Source organism: Streptomyces sp. NPDC054975, assembly GCF_053609105.1.
The window spans coordinates 13,131-32,531 of record NZ_JBSGWV010000055.1 but is presented as its reverse complement, the minus strand read 5'-3'; the positions used below and the strand labels follow the sequence as shown (position 1 = coordinate 32,531).

Annotated in this window: 16 protein-coding genes; 9 read left to right on the top strand and 7 right to left on the bottom strand. The window is 69.9% G+C overall.

Going from position 1 to position 19,401, the window contains the following annotated elements:
* Positions 1-121 precede the first annotated feature (121 nt).
* From ACWF79_RS30160 to ACWF79_RS30140, 5 genes are all read left to right on the top strand, one after another.
* On the top strand, positions 122-550 hold the full coding sequence (locus tag ACWF79_RS30160) for a hypothetical protein (RefSeq protein WP_453731338.1): 429 nt from the start codon (positions 122-124) through the stop codon (positions 548-550).
* Between the two features lie 85 nt (positions 551-635).
* Entirely contained in the window at positions 636-2,741 is a 2,106-nt protein-coding gene (locus tag ACWF79_RS30155; RefSeq protein ID WP_453731337.1) for a hypothetical protein, read from the top strand.
* Complete coding sequence (locus ACWF79_RS30150) at positions 2,738-3,412, top strand: hypothetical protein (protein ID WP_453731336.1); 675 nt, start codon at positions 2,738-2,740, stop codon at positions 3,410-3,412. Before ACWF79_RS30155 ends, ACWF79_RS30150 begins: the two co-directional genes overlap by 4 nt.
* Positions 3,409-4,071: a hypothetical protein gene (locus tag ACWF79_RS30145; protein ID WP_453731335.1), complete on the top strand. Its 663-nt coding sequence runs from the start codon at positions 3,409-3,411 to the stop codon at positions 4,069-4,071. The genes ACWF79_RS30150 and ACWF79_RS30145 overlap by 4 nt, the downstream gene beginning before the upstream one ends.
* 88 nt (positions 4,072-4,159) lie before the next feature.
* Positions 4,160-4,393, top strand: coding sequence for a DUF397 domain-containing protein (locus ACWF79_RS30140; RefSeq protein WP_453731334.1), 234 nt, complete (start codon positions 4,160-4,162; stop codon positions 4,391-4,393).
* Between the two features lie 75 nt (positions 4,394-4,468).
* Here the strand turns inward: ACWF79_RS30140 and ACWF79_RS30135 are convergent, their stop codons facing one another.
* The 7 genes from ACWF79_RS30135 to eccB form a co-directional block, all read right to left on the bottom strand.
* Positions 4,469-4,777 carry a WXG100 family type VII secretion target gene (locus ACWF79_RS30135; RefSeq protein ID WP_453731333.1) on the bottom strand — a complete coding sequence of 103 codons (309 nt, stop codon included), beginning with the start codon at positions 4,775-4,777 and terminating at the stop codon, positions 4,469-4,471.
* A gap of 17 nt (positions 4,778-4,794) precedes the next feature.
* Positions 4,795-5,121, bottom strand: a complete 327-nt coding sequence (locus ACWF79_RS30130) for a WXG100 family type VII secretion target (protein ID WP_453731332.1) — start codon at positions 5,119-5,121, stop codon at positions 4,795-4,797.
* Positions 5,122-5,174: 53 nt separating this feature from the next.
* Positions 5,175-6,350 (bottom strand): S8 family serine peptidase, encoded by a 1,176-nt coding sequence (locus tag ACWF79_RS30125; protein ID WP_453731331.1) that lies wholly within the window; start codon positions 6,348-6,350, stop codon positions 5,175-5,177.
* 67 nt (positions 6,351-6,417) lie between these two features.
* Positions 6,418-7,743, bottom strand: coding sequence for a hypothetical protein (locus ACWF79_RS30120; RefSeq protein ID WP_453731330.1), 1,326 nt, complete (start codon positions 7,741-7,743; stop codon positions 6,418-6,420).
* 15 nt (positions 7,744-7,758) lie between these two features.
* Positions 7,759-8,229 carry a hypothetical protein gene (locus tag ACWF79_RS30115; protein WP_453731329.1) on the bottom strand — a complete coding sequence of 157 codons (471 nt, stop codon included), beginning with the start codon at positions 8,227-8,229 and terminating at the stop codon, positions 7,759-7,761.
* 75 nt (positions 8,230-8,304) lie between these two features.
* Positions 8,305-9,423, bottom strand: a complete 1,119-nt coding sequence (gene mycP, locus ACWF79_RS30110) for a type VII secretion-associated serine protease mycosin (protein WP_453731344.1) — start codon at positions 9,421-9,423, stop codon at positions 8,305-8,307.
* Positions 9,424-9,558: 135 nt separating this feature from the next.
* Positions 9,559-11,115, bottom strand: a complete 1,557-nt coding sequence (gene eccB / locus ACWF79_RS30105; protein WP_453731328.1) for a type VII secretion protein EccB — start codon at positions 11,113-11,115, stop codon at positions 9,559-9,561.
* A 191-nt stretch (positions 11,116-11,306) separates the two neighbouring features.
* On the opposite strand from eccB, the gene eccE reads away from it, so the two are divergent.
* The 4 genes from eccE to ACWF79_RS30085 all read left to right on the top strand — a co-directional run bounded on the left by eccE (position 11,307) and on the right by ACWF79_RS30085 (position 19,218).
* Positions 11,307-12,617 carry a type VII secretion protein EccE gene (eccE, locus tag ACWF79_RS30100; protein WP_453731343.1) on the top strand — a complete coding sequence of 437 codons (1,311 nt, stop codon included), beginning with the start codon at positions 11,307-11,309 and terminating at the stop codon, positions 12,615-12,617.
* Between the two features lie 224 nt (positions 12,618-12,841).
* On the top strand, positions 12,842-13,522 hold the full coding sequence (locus tag ACWF79_RS30095) for a hypothetical protein (RefSeq protein WP_453731342.1): 681 nt from the start codon (positions 12,842-12,844) through the stop codon (positions 13,520-13,522).
* A 226-nt stretch (positions 13,523-13,748) separates the two neighbouring features.
* Positions 13,749-17,174, top strand: coding sequence for an SCO5717 family growth-regulating ATPase (locus ACWF79_RS30090; protein ID WP_453731327.1), 3,426 nt, complete (start codon positions 13,749-13,751; stop codon positions 17,172-17,174).
* 178 nt (positions 17,175-17,352) lie between these two features.
* Positions 17,353-19,218 (top strand): ABC transporter substrate-binding protein, encoded by a 1,866-nt coding sequence (locus ACWF79_RS30085; protein ID WP_453731326.1) that lies wholly within the window; start codon positions 17,353-17,355, stop codon positions 19,216-19,218.
* Positions 19,219-19,401: the final 183 nt, after the last annotated feature.

Sequence of the window (19,401 nt, the reverse complement as noted above, 5' to 3'; positions counted from 1 at the left end):
GCGGGGGCGGGCGGACGCCGGCCCCACGCCGAGAACCTGGGGACGGCCCACGGCGTCGTCGCCGGTGGACGTGAACACTTCATCACTGCACACATCGCCCTAACCCAGCGAGGGGGAATCAATGTCGTTCAACGACGAGTGGGCCCAGGCCAAGAGCGCGGCGATCGAGAATCAGTCGGCGAGCATGCGCCTCAACCAGCTCCCCGCGGACGGGGGAGGCGGCGGAGGCACCGCTCCCGATCTGGCGACGACGCCCGCGAAGAAGAAGCAGGCCGCCAACTCCATCGAGACCCACATCCAGCCTGACCTGAAGACGGCCGCCGACGCGGCCGACGAGGGCACCACCGGCGCCATCACGACCTTCAAGGGCTGGGAGACGGCCGCCGGCCTGAAGCAGGCCCACGAGCACTGGGACGGCCAGGTGAAGCGGCTGAACGCGCGGCTGGAATCGGAGAAGGGCGCGCTCCGGGGCGCGTCGTCGCTGTTCCAGAGCAACGACATCGTCACCGGCAACGGCCTCGTGGCGCAGTCGAAGATCTCGGGACTGTAGGGGGAAGAGCGCGATGCCGACGTACGAAGAGATCCTGCAGACCGACCTCGGCAAGTTGAGCACCGCCGCCGACGGCTGGAAGACCATGGCGGAGAAGTTCAAGAAGGTCGAGGACCTGTACGAGAAGGACGTCCAGAAGGTCGCCTCGGGCGGCCCTCTGTGGACCGGTCAGGCCCAGCAGATAGGTGCGGTGAACTTCGGGATCACCCGTGGCGAGCTCGACGCGGCGCAGAAGGAAGCGAAGGCGATGGAGTCGCTGCTGCGCGACGCCCACAGCACGTTCACGGAGCTCAAGGGCCGGGTGACGACGGCCGTGAAGGAGGCGGTCGACGCGGGCATGAAGGTCTCCGAGTCGGGCGTCGCGAGCTACGACTTCAGCAAGGTCTCCGAGAAGGAGGCCTACACCATCCGGCACGACCCGGACCTGCGGTCGGTGGAGCAGTCGTACACGAAGAAGATCAGCGACGCGGTCAATGCGGTCACGGAGTTCGACAAGGACGTCAAGACCGCCCTGCTGAACGCCTCGGGCGCGGACGGCACGGCGCCGCTGGGCTTCAACTCCAAGCCGGTGGGCGACGTGGAGGCCGTGGAGGCCCTGGCCCTCTCCGAGAAGGTGCGCAACGGCGACGCCTCGAAGAAGGAGCTGGAGCAGTACCGCGAGATCCTGGAGAAGAACGCCAAGGACAAGCACTTCAGTGAGGCGTACCTGCACGCGCTGGGCGCTGATGCCGCTCTGACGATCGCGGACCGAATGAATCTGGCGGCGAATGAGCGGGGCGTCTCAGATGCCGACAAGAAGTTCTACAACTCCATCAACGCAGGACTCGCTGACACGATCGCCTCGGGAACGAAGGACCCGAACAGCTACGCCTACCGACCGTTCGTTGACGGCCTGAAGCGCCTTGGCGGCACTGTCGTCACCAACGAGACCGGCCCTCGTGGCGACAACGTCCCGACACATGGATACCAGGTTCTCGTCACGCTCATGAACCAGGGGAACCCGGACGGCTACGGCAAGGAGTTCCTCAATGAGCTCGGTCACGACATGATCGAGATCGAGAAGAAGGACCCTGACCGCTGGCAGCACTTCCGAGACGTCTTGCGTCCCAACATCGCTGCCGACCCGCTCGACGGGCTGCTCAACATCATGAGCAAGGACCCCGCGGACGCGCAGTACTTCCTGGACCCCAAGGCTCCCGGCAACGAGAACGAGCACCTGAAGTTCCTTCTCACCGATCGTGAATGGCCGAAGGTGGGGTTGAACAACATCTACGGCCCTCCCCAGTTCATGGACGACCCCTCCAAGGCCATGGGTCTCGGCAATGCCATTCAGGCGGCGGCGACGGGTCACGAGCCCGGCGAGAAGCTCGGCCCGGTCGGTGCGCACACCGAGGGGCAGGCGCGGGTCATGCACAACGCCATCAGGTTCCTCGACGAGGACAAGGGAGGTGCCGAGTGGGCCAAGGACGACCTGAAGAACCTGCAGCAGCCCATGGCGCGAGCCCTCGCGGACTACGTGGCCGACACGCACATCACGTTCAGTGGTCAGGAATCGGCGTACGGCGGGGCGGCGGGCAAGGACGACATCACCGGCACGGGCGATAACGCGCACATCGCGGTTGGCCAGGAGAGTCTGATCCGAGTCATGCGCGGAATCGCGGACGACGGCCCGTCGTACGCCTTGCTCTACGAAGCCGAGCGCGCGTATTCCGCGAAACAACTCGCGGAAGCTCCGCCCTTCGAGGCCAACGCTACGCACGGACAGAGCGCTGATTGGGACCATCGTTCACGGAACATCGGTATGGCGAGGGGCGCCCTCGACGAAATCGGCGCCGATGTCTACATGGACAAGGGCAAGGACAAGGCGGACTGGGCGGAGGAAACAGGCGAGTACACGGCCATCGCTGGGAACGCTCTGATCGGCGAAATTCCTTTTGTAGGTACCGCAGGTGGAGCGTTGATCGACGCCGCTAAATTCGACTGGGTCAAGGGCGTGCAGGATCTGGCGGAGGAACAGGCACGGAAGGGGTCGAGCGACACGTACTCTTCTGGAAAGGACGGCCTGAATAGCATGTTTGACGAGTGGAACAAGCGCGAGAACCTCGGCAACGGTCCGTTCGTTTCGGCGAGGGATGCGGCGGGCGAGGGACACGACGCCGGAATCGGCGCCGCCAAGGGATACTTGGTGTGACCATGCAGAAGACACACCTCTGGCTCTGTGGGGCCATCGCCACACTGCTGGCCGTGACGTCCTGCACCAACGAGGCGCCGCCGCAGGCAGAACGCCCGGACAACTACCTTTGCGACATCTCGTCGAAGTCGACCGAAGAGACACTATTGCGGCAGATCATGCGGGCGGACAACTTCACGACAAACCTCAACAATAGGGAGTCCAGGTTTGCGGAGAAGATGACTGAAAATCTCCAACTGTTCCCTGATGATACGAGGATGTACGCGGTGTCGGCATGTCAGTACCTCCCAAACGGCCAGAGGGGCGTCGGCCGGACCAGCATCGATTACGAGTGGGTCCCACGGGTCGACGCGAGCAAGCCGTCACAGGAGCGCGGGACCTTCTCCTACGACTTCGGCAACGCTTTCGGGACATCCTCTGACGTGACCTCGACGCTCGACGTCATCTGTGTCATGCCTGGAGATCTACGCGAACGGTCCGCGAAGGTCTCCCTGCGTGCCGAAGCGTCGTACACCGTCAATCTCGGTCCAGTCCACGATCACGGAACACAGGACGAGCAGATGACACTGCTGTATCTCTTGACACGAAGGGCAACAGAGTCCCTCGGCTGCGAGAACAAGCCGTTGGCGAAGGACCCTGTCGTGAAGCCCCTCCCAGAAAGCACCCCGTGATGATCCGAGCCAAGCACGCAACCACGGCCGCCGCGAGCGCCGTTCTTCTCGCCACCCTCGTCGGCTGCGGGAGCGGCGAGGGGGCGGACGCCGGGGGCTCCCTGAGCGTGGACCGGGTGATTGAGCTCGCCGAGGGGATCGGCAAGGACGGGGCCGACGCGTGCCCGATCGCGTACGACGCCGACAAGGCGGCCGACGCGGCGAAGGTCGGCGAGGGGATCGGCGCCGGCGCGGCGGGGTCCGAGGCGGGCGAGCCGATGGCGACCGGCGAGGGCGCGAAGACGACGGATCCGCAGTCGCCGTTCGCCGGCAAGGCCGGCGGGATCATCACCTGCTCCTACCACGTGGGCGGTGAGGATCTGACGGTCCACACCGTCGGTACGGAGGCGGGGAGCGCGACCAACCACCTCCTGCCCACCGCTCAGTCCGCCGGCGACATGCCCCTCGAGGAGTTGAAGACCTACGGCGAGAAGGCCTTCAAGGCCAAGCCCGGCGAGGCGGTGGCGAGCAAGGGCGGGAACGTGGTGACCGTTCGGCTCGACTCCGGCGGCAAGGGCGACGTCGCTCTGCTGCTCACCGTCGGCGAGGACGGCAAGAGCGCCCTGAAGCCCGATCAGGTCCTGGAGCTCGCCCGGTCCTTCGCGGCGCAGGCGAAGTGAATCTGCCGATTCCGTCTGACACGGCACTCGTCAGGGGTCGATCATTGAGCTGCGACGACGTTCCACCCGCACTAAGGAGCAGAGACTGATGGGCACTCAGCAGGAGAAGGACGCGCTGTACGCGCTCGACATCAGCGACGTCGAGTGGCAGGGCCCTCCCGGCACGAGCCCCGACGAGGAGCGCGTGGAGATCGCCCATCTGCCGGGTGGGGCGGTCGCGATGCGTTCGTCGCTCGACCGCGACACCGTCCTGCGCTACACCGAGGCCGAGTGGACGGCGTTCGTCCTGGGCGCGAAGGACGGCGAGTTCGACCTGAAGTAGGTCGTGCGCGAGACGTACGCGAAGGGGCCCGTTCCAGGCTGGAACGGGCCCCTTCCGCTGCACGGATGGGAGGGGTCAGAAGCCCTCGGTGAACAGGCGCGACGCCTTGATGTCCGTACCGCGGTAGCTGTCCTTGCCCTGCTCGATCTGCTTGGCGACGAGCTCGAGCCGGTTCCTCATGTCCTCGGCGCGCTTCTTGTACTTGCCCTGGAGGATCACGTACTCCGCGTGGGCTTCACCGTCCCAGGTGTCGGTGACGACCCGGAGAGCGGCGTTCATCTCCTCGAGGTCCTTGATGATGTTCGAGGAGACGACCCGGAGACGGTTCGCCATCTCCTGGACGCTCTCGTACCTGACCTTGGTGTTCTGATCGATGCCGGACATCGTGTGCTCCCTCGGACTCAGAGGTTGTTCAGCGCGGAGTTGTTGGCCTTGAGGGTCTGGAACACCTCGTAGTCGTTCGCGGTGCTGAGGTTCTTGGTCTCGTTCACCGCGTTGAGCAGCACGTTGAGCAGCCGACGGATGGTGTCGTGGTCCTCGTTGAGGGCCGACTGCGCCGTCTTGAAGCCAGCCGCACCGGCACCCGTCCAGCCCGCGTGGACCGTCTCCAGGATGTTGGCCATCTCGCGGGCCTGCTTGGAGACCTCTTCACCGGTCTGCATGATCTTGTTCTTGGCCTGGGTTACCGGATCCTCGGCAAGCCCGAACCCACCTGCGGGGCTGGTCATGTGACGCTCCTCGTTGTCGGGAAGGTGCTCGTGCGCGTGCGCGTAGCTCCTGGCTACGCTCTCCTGTTGCGTCTGCCTGCTGCCACGGCGACGCCGATGACGACGACGACCGCGACGGCACTCACGGCGATGCCCCAGAGCGGAAACCCGCCCTCGTCGGGCCGGGCCGCCGACTCAGGCTTGTTCGGTTCCTGGGCCGGCCCGTTGTTGCCGCTTGCCCCCGTGCTGTCAGGAGAGGGGGAAGTCTGAGGTGTGGGCGACTTGCTCGACTGTGCCTGCTGCGCGGCGAGCAGCGGGTTGACGTTCGGGTCGCCGGGGTTGCCCTTGCCCTCCAGAAGGACCTGGGCGGGTCGGATGGAGCCGTACCCGATGTACTTGCTCGGCACCTCGCCGACGTGACCGGCGGTCTCCATCATGACGCGGAGCACCTGGTTGGCGGTCCAGTCGGGGTGCGCGGACCAGATGAGGGCGGCGGTGCCGGAGGCGATGGCGGTGGCTTGGCTTGTGCCCTCGTGGGCGCAGTACCGAGACTTGTCGGCGGTGCAGAGGCCAGGAATCTCGACGCCTGGTGCGGCGAGGGCAAGGTGGGGGCCGTAGTTGGAGAACTTGGCGACCTTGCCATTGGTGTCGAGGGCACCGACGGCTACGACTCCGGGGATCGCTGCGGGGTACTCCCGGCTCTCGCGACCATCGTTACCGGCTCCCGCGAAGATCAGGGTGTCCTTGTCCTCAGCGTAGTCCACAGCCGCTTGCCATGCGGCGACCTCGGCCTCGTCGGCTACGCCGGCCATGGAAATGTTGATCACTCGTGCACCACTGTCCACTGCATAGCGAATGGCCTTCGCGGTGTGCTTCACGAGACCGAACGTGGCGCGCTCACCAACCTTCACCGGCAAGACGTTGGCGTCGGGTGCGATCCCCTTCACGCCCCCGTTGGACCCGCTGCCGGCAATGGCGATGGCCATGTTCGTACCGTGGCGTTCGGTATCCGTACGGCCATCACCCCCGCCGGCGTCGTAGAAGTTCGCGCCGGGAAGCACCTTTCCGCGAAGTTCCGACACCGTCGAGTCCACTCCCGTGTCGAGCACGGCGACGGTCACTCCCTTGCCCGTGGCCACCTTCCACAGCTGGTCCGCCTTCATCGCGTCCAAGTACCACTGACGCGCGCGCATGTCTTCCGCCTGCGCGGTCGGCGCCGCAACGGTCCATGTCGCGACGACGGCAGTCATGGCGCCGAGTAGGCCGACCGCACGGCGGCGAAGGACACGGGCAAACGGGGACATGAGCGAAGGGCTCCTAGTCGATGACGGGCGGGACGATCTGACGCTGGCCGGGAGCCCACGTCTCCTCGTCCTCGGTCAGATAGTCAGGGCGGGAACGGTTTGTACGACGCTCATCCTCGCCCCGCTCGGTCGAGGTCGGACGGACCAGGCCGGTGCCGCCAGGGGTGAACGCCCGTCCGGCGGCCCCGGTGGGGTTTCCGACGGTCCCGCCCGGCTGCATGGCCAGGCGGCGACCCGCCGAACCGCCCGTGTTGCCGCCCGGCGCGCCGTGCATGCCGGCGCCAGGCCCGTGCATTCCTGCCGCACCGCGACCGTACTGGCCTGCGCGTTCCTCGCCGATCACGGGGCCCATGGGCAGCCGAGGCCCCTGACCGGGCAGGCCCGTACGCCCAGGCACCTGACGGCCTCCGGTGATGCCCTCGGCGCGGGGTGGCACGCCGAGAGGGCTGGGCCCCTTCAGACCGCCGTTCGCAGGGCCCGGGAGACCCGGGTTCGCACGCGGCGGGCCAGCCGTCGGCTGGGGACCGACCGGTGGAGCGAGAGGCGGCAACGGAAGGAGCGGCGGGCCACCCGTCGTCATCGGCGGGGTCGCGGGCGGCTGCACTGCGGGACGGGTCGGAACGTCTGGCGTGATGGTCACGGAGTCGAGGTTCGTGTTCACCTCGTTCTCCGGCGGCCGCGTGGCAGTCGGAGGCAGCGTCACGTCAGGGGTCGGTCGGCTCGGTGTCGCCTCATCGGGCGTACGGGACGACGATCGATCGGCATGGGTGGGCCCTCCCCCGGAGGAAGCCGCGTAGGTAGTCCCGCCACCGGTACTCCCCGACCCGTATGCACGTTCGCCTGCGCCGACGTCGAGGTCGACGGGCTTGAATTCCGGCTCACGCTCCGCCTGCATCCGCGTCCGCGTCGCGTCGTAGTACGACGACAGCCGCTCCATCTGGTGGATCGCTTCCTGGAGCTTCGGGCCCGTCTCCGCCTCGATGCGGGCCTTCTCCTTCTCCGGGTCCGCGAAGCACATCCCCGCCGGCTTCGGCACTGCGGCCTTCGCCTCGGAGAGGGCCTGGCCCGCGCGTTGCATCTCGTCCGCGACGACCTTGGTGAAGTCACCCAGCACCAGGGTTTCGGAGACCATGCCCGCGCCCCAGGTGCGGAAGGAGTCGCCTCCCTCGCCCTCCCACTGGACGCGGCTGATGTACTGCCGCAGATCGGCAGCGATCTCAAGGATCTTCGGCACCGCCGCGGCCAGAGCCGAGCCGGTGGTGGTGATTTCCTCCGGCTTGGCGGACGCGATCATCGCGTACAGGGCGTCCAGGGACTTCCCCTCGAACTCTCCTGCCATCTCTTCCTACCCCCGTTAGCTGAATCCGCCGGAATCGCCGGTGTCATCCGTGCCCTTGGCGGGCTGCTGCGGTTCGTTCCTGCCGTTGCCGTCGGTCTGGCCGCGATCGCCGTGATGCTCGTCGTACTCTTCCTTGGTGCGCTTCCGGATCGCCGCGTACCGCTCCCGCTCTTCCTCGTCCACGCCCGTGTAGCCCTTGTCGGCGATCGTGGCCGCCAGGCCCATGCCCTCGATCGTCTCGCCGAACGTCCTCGTCAGCTCTTCGAGGCGCGTGCGTACCTTTTCGTACGCGCTGTGCAGTTCCGTCGCTGCCGCGAAGCCCGTGCCGTACGACGCGGCCGTGACCTTCTGCTCGCCGATCTTCGTGTGCTCGGCGGGTGAGCCCTTCAGTTCTTCGACGAGCTTCTGCATGCGTGAGTAGAAGCTCTGGAGAGTGACTTCTCCTACTTCCAGCCCTTGCTTGCCGCCCCCGGCCGGCTCTCCCACGTCAGCGCCCCCTCGTCAGGCTCGTGAACCCGCACACCACTCTAGCCATTTGGTACGACAGTTCCAATTGCAAAGTCACATCCCCCGTCGCCGCCGCCGGCTGTCGCGAATCACCGTCGCGGTGCCCGCGACCACGGCCACCAGGACGGCCGCGACGCCCAGGGCGTAGGTGCCCAGGCGTTCCGCGCGTTCCTGGGACGTCTCCGTCATCGCCAGGTGGGCCGGCTCTGGGGCCGGGGGCTTGGGCGGGCCCGGGTCGGGGGTGGGTTCGGTCGGTGCCGGTTCCGGGGCGTCGGCGAGGGCGCGGACCGGGTCCACCACGCCCCAGCCCACGTGGTTGTCACGGCCGTTGACGGACCGTACCGCCGTCTGTTCGATGCGGGCGACGATCTGCGCCGGGCTCCACCTGGGGTGCTTGGCCCGCAGGAGTGCGGCGACGCCGGAGACGTACGGCGCCGAGAAGCTGGTGCCGTTGTCGACGCACTGGCCGCCGCCGGGGACGGTGGAGACCATGTCGACGCCGGGCGCCGCGACGCCCACGAACGTGCCGGACTGGGAGAACTCCGCGCGTTCGTTGTTCCGGTCCGACGAGGCCACGGCGAGGACGCCTGGGAAGGCCGCCGGGTAGGTGTTCTTCAGCTTGCCGTCCATGCCGTCGTTGCCCGCCGAGGCGACCACGACGACGTCCTTCGCCAGGGCGCGGGCCACCGCCTTGCCCATCGCGGAGTCGGGGCTCAGCGGCTGCGTGGTGTCCTGCGAGATGTTGATGACGTCGGCGTCCTGCGCGACCGCGTGGTCGATCGCCAGGGCCATCGTGTCGGACTTGCCGCTGTTCTTCTCGTCGTTCTGGCGGATCGGGATGATCGTCGCCTCGGGAGCCAGTCCTACGAAGCCCGTGCCCGCCCGGGGGCGGGCCGCGATGATGCCCGCCACCTTCGTGCCGTGGCCGACCTCGTCGACCGTGCCGTCCGTCCTGCCACGCTTGTCGTCGCCCGCGCCCGGGTTGTTCTTGTCCGGTTTCAGGTAGTCCTTGCCTGCTTCGGCGTCGACCGCCGTCTTCAGTTGGGGGTTGACGTCGTCCACGCCGGTGTCGATGACCGCGACCCGGACGCCCTTGCCCTTCGTGTCCTGCCAGAGCTCGTCCAGGAGTACCCGCTGGAGCGACCAGGGGATGCCCTCGATCTGCTTCTTCATCGGGAACGTGCACTCGCCGCTGCCGTCCAGGTCGACCGGGGCCGCCTCGGCGTGCGGCGCCGTGAGGAGGGCGGTCAGGGTCGTCGCCGCGAGGAGGGCCGCTGCCTTGTGGTGCGTCACCTGTGTCACCCGCTCCTACGAACCCTGCGGCTGGCGCGCGCTGTTGGTGTCGAGCCTCGGGCCCTTGGAGAGGAACTCCGACCACTCCATCGGGACCAGGACCGGTGTGACCTTCTCGTAGCCCAGACGTGTCTGTGCCTCGCTCGGTTCCGGGCGGCCGTCCGTCGGCTGCTTGGTCCCCTCGCCCGTGCCGATGTCGGAGCGGGCGGCGTCGCTGTCCCCGTTCGCCTGGACCGCGTACCGCAGTCCGGTGTCGGTGACGAGGAAGAGCGACCCGTCGGGCTTGCTCTGGTTGCCCTGCACCTGGGTGTAGAGCAGTCCGCTGCCGGGGGTGACGTACGTACTGGTGCCGCCGGCCGTGATCTCCGCCGGGTACTTCGTACCGGCCCAGGTGGTGAGGGTGGTGCCGCCCTTGTCGTCGACGCTGTTCAGGACGCTGCAGATCGTGTCCCGGGCGCCGGCCCCGGTCGTGGTGTTGACCTGCTCCGACTTACGGGTCGGCCAGCGGTACTGGGTGCCGAAGGTGGTCGAGTCCGGTGTGAAGGAGGCCGCGTCGACGGTGGTCACCCGGCCGTCCATGTCGAGCGGGTCGGTCTGCGGGGAGTTGATGAGCAGCCAGGCCGTGAACTCGGAGACCGGCTGGACCTTGCCCGGCAGGACGACGTAGTGCTGCGGTCCGGAACCGGTCTGGGCGAGCAGGACCATGCCGACCCGGTCCTCGGTCTGGCTGAGGCCTCCGCCGACACCGGCGGACGTGCCGACGCGGCCGGGGATCTGCGGGAAAGCGAGGGGGCTGCCGGTGTGCAGGGTGGCCAGCCAGTCGTCGGTGACCTGCTGGGGTTCCTTGTTGAGGCCGACGAGGGCGGTGGTCAGGCCGGCGGACTCGTCGGGCGCGCCGGGGATCAGGTACTTCGTACCCCGGTGGTCGACGAGGTAGCGGGCGCTGCCCTTCTGCCCCTTGACGTACATGATCTGCCCGTCCTTCAGCTGCCCCGAGCCCTCGGTGCGGCTGAAGTCCCGCTGCGCGAAGACGAAGGCGGCCTTCTGGACGCTGCCTCCCTTGCCGCCGCCGGGCTGTTCGCACACCGCCCACCGCTTGGCGGTGCCGGCCTCGCCCGGGGAGGGAAGCCGGTCCGGCGCGTAGGGGATGCCGAGGATCGGGCCGCGCGGCGGGTTGCCGCCGTCGAGCACCTCGTCGGCGACCTGGATGACGGAGAAGGACTGGGGTGTCAGGAGGAGCCGTGCGGAGGCGAGGTTCAGGACGGGGTGGAGCAGGGTCTTGCTGTCCTTGCCCTTGCCGGTGGTGAGTACGACATAGCGGGTGGTCGACTGCTTTCCGACGATCACCTTGGTACCGGGCTTGTCCCAGCCCTTGGGTGCCTTCGGGCTGAACATGCCCCAGGCCCCGAAACCGGCGAGCACCAGCGCACCGACGATGAGTCCGGGCACGACCGCGCGCAGCGGCCTCGGCGCCCCTTCCTCCGTACCGGAGGGAGAAGGTTGGAGGAATGCGGCCACCGTGCGCTTCTTCGCAAAGGTGTACGCGTTGAGCTCATCCCGCCGTGATGCCATGAGTCCCCATTTTCGTCAGGCTCAGTCGTGACCGATGCCTCCGGGGGGCGTGGCACCCGGGCTCCGGCTGTCGGACCGGCCCCCTACTATGCCTGCTGTCCTCCGGCGCTTGGGGGGCGGGTAGGGTGATCGGGCCGCCAAAAACCTGGCGAGCCAGGGTGATCGGGACGAATGTGGGGGGATTCGCCATGATGGCATCCGCGACGCGGACGCGGTCCGCCGCGGCCAGGCCTTCCTCCCGTTCCGCCATCCCTCCTACCGGCGCGCCGTCCGCCGTCTCGCCCCGCCTCCAGGCGCGTCCGGGACACTTCGGATCGTTCCGATTGCAACAACTCGTACTGATTGAGGTCGCGGTCGCGTCGCTGCTCGTGGCCTGGGTCGTCGAACCGATGCTCCTGGTCCCGGCCGGACTCCTCGCCGCGGTGCTCGTCCTGCTCGCGGTGGTGCGCCGGCACCGCCGCTCGATGCCGGAGTGGCTCGGCACGTTCCTCACCTTGAGGGCGCGCACGCGCCGGGCGGCGTCCTTCGTCGTCCCGGAGGGTACGGAGCCGGGTCTCGCCCCGGTCGTGGAGTGCGATCCGGCGCTGCGCACGTCCACCTACAGCGACCGGGACCGCCGGCCGGTCGGGATGATCGGCGACGGTACGTTCCTCACGGTGCTGGTACGGGTCGACTCGGGCGCCACGGCGCTGCGCGCGGACCGCTCGGCGCGGCCGCTGCCGTTCGGGGTCGTCCGTGACGTCCTGGAGGTGGACGGGATCCGGCTGGAGTCCGCGCAGATCGTCCAGCACACCCAGCCCGCGCCCGCCCCGCATCTGCCCGCGCAGTCGATGGCCGCGCGCAACTACGCCCCGCTGCAGGCGCAGACGGGTTCTCCGGCGGTACGGGTGACCTGGATCGCGCTGAAGCTGGACCCGGAGCTGTGCCCGGAGGCCGTCGCCGCGCGCGGTGGCGGCCTGGAGGGCGCGCAGAAGTGCGTGGTGCGGGCCGCGGACCAGCTGGCGAGCCGGCTGGCGGGGGCCGGGTTCCGGGCGACCGTGCTCACGGAGCAGGAGCTGACGGCCGCGCTCGCCACGTCGACCTGCGCGAGCCCGATGGCGATCACGCAGGGGGGACGCGGCCAGGCGCAGGCCCGGCGGACGCAGGAGACGGCGCGGACCTGGCGGGTCGACGACCGCCGGCACACGACGTACTGGGTGGGGCGCTGGCCGCACCTCGGGGGCGCGGGCGGGCCGGGCGCGTCGATGCCGCAGCTGATCGCCCTGCTGACCTCGCTTCCGGCGCTCGCGACGACGTTCAGCCTCACGCTGAGCGGTGGCGACCGCCAGGAGGTGACGGTGGCCGGGCACGTACGGATCACCGGGCGCAGCGACGAGGAGCTGGTGGCGGCGCGGCACGAACTGGAGCGTGTGGCGCGCGGGGTGAAGACGGGTCTGGTGCGGCTCGACCGCGAACAGGTCCCGGGAATGCTGGCCTCGCTGCCGCTCGGGGGTGCGCGCTGATGTCCTTCTCTCCTGCGGGCTTCAATTCCCCTTCTTCCGCGAACTCCCCTTCTTCCGCTTCCGCGAACTCCCCCTCCTCCGCCAGCTCCGCCTCCCGACCGAGCTCCGGTCCTGCGGGTCCGTCCGGCCAGGGCGCTCCCGGCGTCGCCGGCGGCGGTGCCGGGCGGCGTGGTCGGTCCGGTCGGGGTACGGGTCGGGGCGCACGGCCCCGGGTCGGCTTCGGGCTGATCGGGCCGCGTCGCGACCGGCACTCCGTACCGGTGGAGCAGCTCGACGCGTTGAGCGTGCCGGTGGGCGACGACGGCATGGTCATCGGCGTGGACGCCGAGGGGCGGCCCGCCGTCCTGGGCATCAACCGGCCCACTCCGTACGACGTGACGCTGATCGGCGGACTCTGGACGGCCCAGGTGATGGCGCTGCGCGCGGCCGCGACGGGTGCGCGGGTCGCGGTGGAGACCGGCCGGGCGCAAGCCTGGACGACGCTCGCGCAGGCGGCGGGCGGGGGCCAGCCGTGCATCACGCTGCACGACGTCGGCCGGGTCCCGCCGCAGGGCGCGTCGGCCGGCAGCCCGGTGGTCGTGGTACGGGACTGCGGCATGCGCCCGCCACGCGGCCGGGTCGTGTCGGGGCCCTGGCAGTCGGTGGTGACACTGCTGCCGTACCTGAGCCCGGTGGCACCCCGCCTGCTGGAGAAGTCCTCCCTCGTGGGGATCCAGCGGGTCTCGCCGGACGAGGCCACGCAGATCGGCCGGCTCATGGGGCTGCCGGGCGCGGAGTCGGAGGCATTGTCGACACTGGCCGACGGGGTGACCCTGTGGTGCACGCCGGGTGACCGCCAGTTCGTCATGACGCAGGCGACGGATGCCGAGACCGGATTGTTGGGCAGCGCGCGCCGGATGGACTGACGCGTGAACGCCACACCAAGTCCGTCCGTTTTTGTATGGATTTGGCGCGCCTCTTGACGCAGAGGAGTTCACTCTGTGGCGCGGGCAGGTCACTTGGGGGCGATACGTGACCTACGGGACAGGCGTGCGCGGGCGGTCGGGCCTGCCCGGCAGACGCGGTTGGCGATTAGGGTGGGAGGGCCCGCCCACGACAGCACAAGGGTGCGCGACCACACCAGGAGGCAAAGTGAACGGCGATCGGGACGAGATCCACGGGGGTTGGAATCCACCCGCCGATGATCAGTCCGACGCGGATCCCGCCGAGATGACGGGTGAGTTCACCATCGACTACACCCCTCCGGCCTGGTACACGCAGAACGCGGGGGGTTCAGGTGGTGCGGGCGGTGCGACCTCACCGCCGCCGAGCGATGCGCCCGTTGCCGTCCCGGGTCTCCCGGCCGGCAGCGGCTTCGAACCCAACGCCCCCGGCGCGACCCCGCAGACTCCGGTCCCGCCGGCGCCGCCCGCTCAGCCGACCGCGGTTCCGCCGCCGCCCCCGGGGACTCAGCCGGGACCGCCTGGCGGCCAGCCTGGGCCGGTACAGCCGGGTGCTGTGCAGCCCGGTGCGGCGCAGCCGGGTGCCGTTCAGCCCGGTGCGGGGCAGCCTGGAGCCGCACAGCCGGGCTCTGCTCCCGTTCCTCCGGTCGCCTCCGCCGCGCCTGGCGACGGCGGGTCACCCGGCAACGGGGACGTGGAGAGTGGCGCCACGATGCGCTTCTCCTCTGCCGCGCTCCGGCGCGAGATGGCGGAGATCACCGAGCGCGCTGCGGCCGGTGAGGCGTCGGCACCAGGTGCGAAGTCGGCCGACGAGACCACGGGCCCTGACCTCGGCGGCACCGCCGAGGCGGCTCCGGCCGCCCTCGAAGACGCCGACGAGGCCCCTCAGCCGGAGAGCGGTTACGCGCTCGCGCTGCCCGCCCCCGCCCCGGCGGACGAGGCTCCGCAGCCGGTCGACGCTGCGGCCGCGCCGTCCGACGAGGACGGTGGACCGAGCGACTCCACGCCGAGCGACTCCACTCCGAGCGACTCCACGCCGGCGGAGCAGGAGCCCCAGCCGGTCGACGCGGCCGCCGTGCCACCCGCCGCCGCCGAGCCGCAGGACGCTCCCCTGGCGGCGATGCCGCCCGCCGCGATGCCGTCGGCCGTCCCGACGGCGCCCGCGCCGCCCTCGAACCCCGTCGCGCCGCAGGGCGCCGAAGGCTTGCCCCCGCTGCCGCCGTCGTTCCAGCCCGCGGCTCCCGCCGCCGTACCGCAGTGGCCCGCCCAGGCGCCCACGGGCGACCAGCCCGCGCCGCCGCCGCAGTCCGTCGTACCGCAGCCGCCGGGCTGGCCGGCCCAGCCGACTCCCGTACCGCCGCAGGGTGGTTACGGCTTCCCGCAGCCGGGACAGCCCCAGCAGCAGGCCCAGCCGGCCGACGCCCCCGCCCCGCAGGGCGGATACGGCTTCCCCCAGCCCGGCCAGGCGCAGCCGCAGGCCCAGCCGACCGACGCCCCCGCCCAGCAGGGCGGATACGGCTTCCCCCAGCCCGGACCGGCCCAGCCTCAGCCCGCCACGCCTCAGCCGGCCGACGCCCCTGCGCCTCAGGGCGGTTACGGCTTCCCCCAGCCGGGCCAGCCGCAGCCGACTCCCGTACCCCCGCAAGGCGGTTACGGCTTCCCCCAGCCCGGCCAGCCCCAACCGCAGGCCCAGGCCGCCGCACCTCAGCCGACCGACGTCCCGGCCCCGCAAGGCGGTTACGGCTTCCCGCAGCCCGGCCAGCCGCAGCCGCAGGCCCAGCCGGCCGACGCCCCCGCCCCGCAGGGCGGATACGGCTTCCCCCAGCCCGGACCGGCGCAGCCTCAGCCCGCCGCGCCTCAGCCGGCCGACGCCCCGGCCCCGCAAGGCGGTTACGGCTTCCCCCAGCCCGGCCAGCCGCAGCCGCAGGCCGCTCCCGTACCGCCGCAGGCGCAGGCGCCGGGTGGGTACGGGTTCCCGCACCCCGGGGCGCAGCCCGCGCCGCAGGCGCCGCACGGGGGCATGCCCGCGCCCGTGCCCGGGCAGCCGCAGCACGACGGGCAGATGCCGCCGCAGGTGCCCGCCGATCCCCGGAGCGGGGCCGCGTGGCCCACGCCCGTCGCGCACGACCAGCGCGAGCGGTCCGTGCCGGGTGCTCCGCTCGGGTACACCGCCGCCGTCGAGCTCTCCTCCGACCGGCTGCTGCGCAACAACAAGCAGAAGGCCAAGTCGAGCCGGAACCCCAGCCCCTCCGCCCGCTTCAAGCTCGGCGGGAAGAAGGAGGAGGCCGAGCGGCAGCGGAAGCTCGACCTGATCCGCACACCCGTCCTGTCCTGCTACCGGATCGCGGTCATCTCCCTCAAGGGCGGTGTCGGCAAGACCACGACGACCACCGCGCTGGGCGCGACCCTGGCCACCGAGCGGCAGGACAAGATCCTCGCCATCGACGCCAACCCCGACGCCGGCACGCTCGGCCGCCGGGTGCGGCGCGAGACCGGGGCCACCATCCGTGACCTCGTGCAGGCGATCCCGTACCTCCACTCGTACATGGACATCCGCCGCTTCACCTCGCAGGCGCCCTCCGGTCTGGAGATCCTCGCCAACGACGTGGACCCGGCCGTCTCGACGACGTTCAACGACGAGGACTACCGGCGGGCGATCGACGTCCTGGGCAAGCAGTACCCGATCATCCTCACCGACTCCGGTACCGGTCTGCTCTACAGCGCCATGCGCGGTGTGCTGGACCTCGCCGACCAGCTGATCATCATCTCCACACCGTCCGTCGACGGTGCCTCCAGCGCGTCGACCACGCTCGACTGGCTCTCCGCGCACGGGTACGCGGAGCTGGTGCAGCGCTCGATCACCGTCATCTCCGGGGTCCGCGAGACCGGCAAGATGATCAAGGTCGACGACATCGTGCAGCACTTCCAGACCCGTTGCCGGGGAGTCGTCGTCGTACCGTTCGACGAGCACCTGTCGGCGGGCGCCGAGGTCGACCTCGACATGATGCGGCCGAAGACGCGCGAGGCGTACTTCCACCTGTCGGCGATGGTGGCCGAGGACTTCGCCCGGGCGCAGCAGGTGCAGGGGCTGTGGACGGGCGACGGCGGCCAGGCCGGCGGCGTACCGCCGCAGATGGCCCCGCCGGTCCCGGGCCAGCAGATGCCCGGTCAGCCGATGCCCGGGCAGCAGCCGTACGCGCCTCAGCCCATGCCGGGTCAGCCCGCGCCTGGGCAGCCCATGCCGGGTCAGCCCGCGCCTGGGCAGCCCATGCCGGGTCAGCAGCCGTATCCGCCGCAGCAGGGACAGCCGATGCCCGGACAGCCCATGCCCGGACAGGCCGACCCCGGCCAGCCCCTGCCCGCCCAGCAGCCGTACCCCCCGCAGCAGGGACAGCCGTACGCGCCTCAGCCGTACCCCCAGCCCCAGCAGCCGCAGCCCTACCCGCCCCAGGGCTGGCAGCAGCCTCCGGCTCAGCCCGGGGCTCCGCAGCCGCCCGGCCAGCCGCAGCCGCACCCGCAGCCGCCCGCGGATCCGAACGCTCCGGCGCCTCCGCCCGGTTGGCCGCAGCAGGCTCCGCAGACGCCTCCGCAGGCTCCGCCAGCCCCTCAGCAGTAAGGCGTCACAGGAGTAGACCAATGAGGCCCCGTACCGGCTCCCCGGTGCGGGGCCTTCTGCTATTCCCGCAGCCCACAAGGGGTTTGAGTCATCGTTGACGACCCTCGTCCACCGCTGATAAACCTTCGCTTCACCAGTTGGCGCCCAAGATCCACGACGCGAGGTACGTCCTATGGTCATGGTCACGAAGGTCCCGCCCCGCCCCGCAGCCCCCCGAAGAAGCGTTCCTCGACGACTCCCCCGGCTGCTCCTCGCCGCAGGCGTCACCGCCGCCACACTCACCGCCGTCCCCCAGACGGCCCACGCCGCCGAGGGTGACGCGAAGAGGGGTGGCACCACCCTCACCGTCGCCGTCTCGCAGAGCGTCGACTCCCTGAGCCCGTTCCTCGCCCAGAAGCTCGTCTCGACGAGCATCCACCGGTTGGCGTACGAGTACCTGACGAACTACGACGCGAAGGACGCCAAGCCGATCCCGGGCCTCGCGACCGAGTGGTCGCCCTCGCCCGACAAGCTGACCTGGACGTACACCATCCGTACGGACTCGAAGTGGTCCGACGGGAAGCAGGCCACCGCCGAGGACGCCGCCTGGACCTTCAACAAGATGATGACCGACGAGAACGCCGCCACCGCGAACGGCAGCTTCACGTCCAACTTCAAGAAGGTCACCGCGCCCGACCCGCGCACGCTCGTCATCGAGCTGAAGAAGCCTCAGGCGACGATGACGGCGCTGGACGTGCCGATCGTGCCCAAGCACGTCTGGGAGAAGGTCGGCGACTTCTCGAAGTTCAACAACGACCAGCAGTTCCCGATCGTCGGCAACGGCCCGTTCGTCATCACGGACTTCAAGGTCGACCAGTACATCAAGATGAAGCCGAACAAGAGCTTCTGGCGCGGCGCCCCCAAGTTCGACGAGCTGGTGTTCAAGTACTACAAGGACGGTGACGCGGCCGTCGCCGCGCTGCAGAAGGGCGAGGTGTCCTTCGTACCGAACCTGACGCCCGCTCAGGCCGCCGCCCTGAAGTCCATGAAGAACATCAAGGTCAACGACGCGCCCGGTCGGCGCTTCTTCGCTCTGGCCACCAACCCGGGCGCACGTGCGAAGGACGGCAAGACCTTCGGCAACGGCCATCCCGCGCTGCTCGACCCGGCCGTCCGCAAGGCGCTCTTCCTCGCCGTCGACCGGACCACGATCGTCGACAAGGTCTTCCAGGGTCACGCCGTCGAGGGCGAGGGTTACATCCCGCCGCGCTTCGCCTCGTACTTCTGGAAGCCGAGCGCCGAGCAGAGACTGGGCTACGACCCGGCCAAGGCCGCCCAGCTCCTGGACCAGGCCGGGTACAAGAAGAACGGCGAGGGGAAGCGGGTCGGCAAGAACGGAAAGCCGCTGGACTTCCGCATCCTCTGCCACGCCACCGACCCGAACGACAAGGCGGTCGGCAAGTACCTCCAGGAGTGGTGGGGCGAGCTCGGCATCGGGCTGAAGGTCGAGTGCCTCGACAACGTCGGCGACCCATGGACCAAGGGCGACTACGACCTCGCCTTCGACGGCTGGTCGGTCAACCCCGACCCCGACTACGTCCTGTCGATCCACACCTGCGGCACCCTGCCCGCGACCCCGAAGGACACCGGCGCCACCGACAACTTCATCTGCGACCAGCAGTTCGACGCGCTCTACGCGCAGCAGGCGGTGGAGTACGACGCCGCCAAGCGGGCGGATCTGGTCAAGCGGATGCAGTCCAGGCTGTACGACACGGGGTACATGAACATCATGGCCTACCCCAACGCCCTGGAGGCGTACCGCACGGACCAGATCAGGTCCATCACGACCATGCCGGCGGCCGCCGGCAACCTCTGGGGCCAGGACGGCTACTGGAGCTGGTGGTCGGCCGAGCCGGCCACCTCCGCCGCCGGGTCCCCGTCCGGGTCCGACGGCGGATCGTCCACCGGAGTGATCGTCGGCATCGGCGCGGCCCTGGTCGTCGTGGTCGGGTTCGGGATCTTCCTCGGCATGCGGCGCCGCTCCACCGCCGACGACCGCGAGTAGACGAGCGAAGAGCGACGACGTGACGACGGCAAGTACGCCAAGCACCCCTGCCGACGTGGCGCGGACCGAACCCGGCCGCGCCCCCGGCGGCGCCCCCCCCCCCGGACGTCCCCCCACGACCGCCCTTTCGTGGGCGGGCAGCAGGGGGGGGCCCCCCGGACGCGCATAGCCGGGGAGGTGACC